1 protein-coding gene is annotated in these 1,969 nt (G+C 75.3%); it reads right to left on the bottom strand.

From position 1 onward, the window contains the following. A partial coding sequence (locus HW445_RS28770; protein WP_180223773.1) for a beta-galactosidase occupies positions 1-1,969 on the bottom strand: 1,969 nt, incomplete at both ends.

Below are 1,969 nucleotides of genomic sequence, written 5' to 3'. Positions count from 1 at the left end.
GCCAGGCCATCACCAGGCCCTGCGGCCCCGCCCGGTAGGAGAGGCGCACCGAGACCGCGCCGCGCGCGTCGCCGAACCTGCCCCGGTACCACAGGTCGCCGTAGTGGAAGCCGTAGTCGTCCGCGAAGAGCACCGGCTGCCCCTCGGGCACCGGCGTCGTCCCGGACGAGGCCGCCAGGTCGGCGGAACGCCAGCGGCCGTCGTCGAACCGGGGGTCGGCCTCCGGGTCCCCGGCCCGGCCGGTCCAGTCGGTCAGCGCGGGCAGTTCCACGGCCGGCGGAGGCTTCAACTGGGCCGTCGCCACCAGGGCGTTGGCCCTGGAGACGGTCGTCCGCACCCGGGTGCCGTTCCAGGTGGCGGAGCCGATCCCGCCGGGCGCCCAGATCTCCAGGCCGGTGAGCCCCCGCACGTCACCGGTGAGGTCCACGCCGTCCTCGTGCGGCGTGACGGTGCGCACCAGCGACGGGCCGTAGACGAGGAAGTTCCCCTTGCGGGTCTCCACCGGCCACAGCCGCGCCGCGTCGTCCTCGTCGGCGAAGACCAGCAGCAGCGGGCGGCTGCTGCCGCCGCCCTCCACCAGCACCCGGCTCAGCCCGCCCCTGCCCAGCGGCGCGGTCACCCGCAGCAGGCCCCGGTCGAGGGCCCAGGCGGGCTCGGGGTCCAGGCGGGTGGTCACCGGACCCACCGGGCACTCCAGGACCACCTCGGCCAGCTCGTCACGGGAGCCGGTGAAGACGGCGACGTCCATGGAGCCCACCGGGAGGAAGAGCATCGGCTGCGCCGTGGAGTGGCGCAGCAGCCGCTCGCCGAGCCGCAGCCGGGACATGATCAGCCGGGCGTCGCGCGGCTCCAGGGTGACCTGGACCGGCAGGTCGGAACCGGCCACCCGCAGCGCGGTGGAGACCCGGACGTCGGAGTCGTTGCGCAGCACGTACGTGTGCGAGCCGGTGTCCGGGTTGGTGAGGTGGTACACCCGCACGCGGTCGTCGTCGGCCCGCACGTCCGCCGCCCGGTTCAGTTTCGCCAGGTCGGGGACGGTGCGCAGCATGTGCCCGATCTGCTGGGTCGCGGCCAGCTTCGCGGTGGGGTTGCGGGCCTCGTCGTGCCCGGCGGCGAGGTCGTAGGAGGTGATGGTCGAAGGACCGCCCTGCCAGCCCCAGTTGGTGCCGCCGAACGCGAGCCGGGTGTTGTGGACGGTGAGACCGTTGGCGATGTCGGTCAGGCAGGTGCGGCGCACGTGGGCGGCGTCGAACTCGCGGCGGACCGCCTCGAAGCCCCCCGGCCCGAAACGGCCGCCGCCCCACGGCACCGGCTGACCGGTGGCGAACTCGGCGAGCACCTCGGCGGTGCGCGGGCGCGACCGCTCGGCGGCCGCCGACCCGAAGTACAGCCCGCGGTCCGGCGGGACGGCCGCCGGGTCCGCGTCGTCCGGCTCGGAGGCGGGGACCAGCTCCCGGTGGAACACCGGCACGTCGATCCCGTCACCGCGCACCTTGGCGTACAGGTGTTCCCGGTAGGCGGCGGAGGCGGCGCCGCTGACGTCGGTGAACTGGTACAGCAGCACCGTGCCGCGGCCCTCGGTGTACTGGTGGCGGCGGGCGATCCGGTCGACGGCGGTGAGCCAGGCGTCGACGTGCTCCAGGTAGGCCGGGTCGTCGGCGCGGGGCGCGCCCCCGGTCCCGGCCAGCCACCCCGGCAGCCCGACCGCGTCCAGATCGGCGCCGAGGAACGGGCCGGGGCGCAGGACGACGTACAGCTGCTCCTCGGCCGCCGTGCGCAGCAGCAGGTCCAGATCGCGCACGCCGGTGAAGTCGTGGCGCCCCGGCGCGGGGGAGTGGTGGCTCCACGCCACCGGCACGGTCACCGCGTTGTGCCCCGAGGCGCGGATCTTCTGGAGGGCGTCCCGCCACAGCGAGGGGCTGGGCAGCCGGAACGCGTGGAACTCCCCGGACCACAGCACCAGACGCTG

Source organism: Streptomyces sp. UH6 (assembly GCF_013421635.1).
Classification (GTDB): domain Bacteria; phylum Actinomycetota; class Actinomycetes; order Streptomycetales; family Streptomycetaceae; genus Streptomyces; species Streptomyces abyssomicinicus.
Note: the sequence above shows the minus strand (reverse complement) of the source record. Positions and strands in the feature narration are given on the sequence as shown.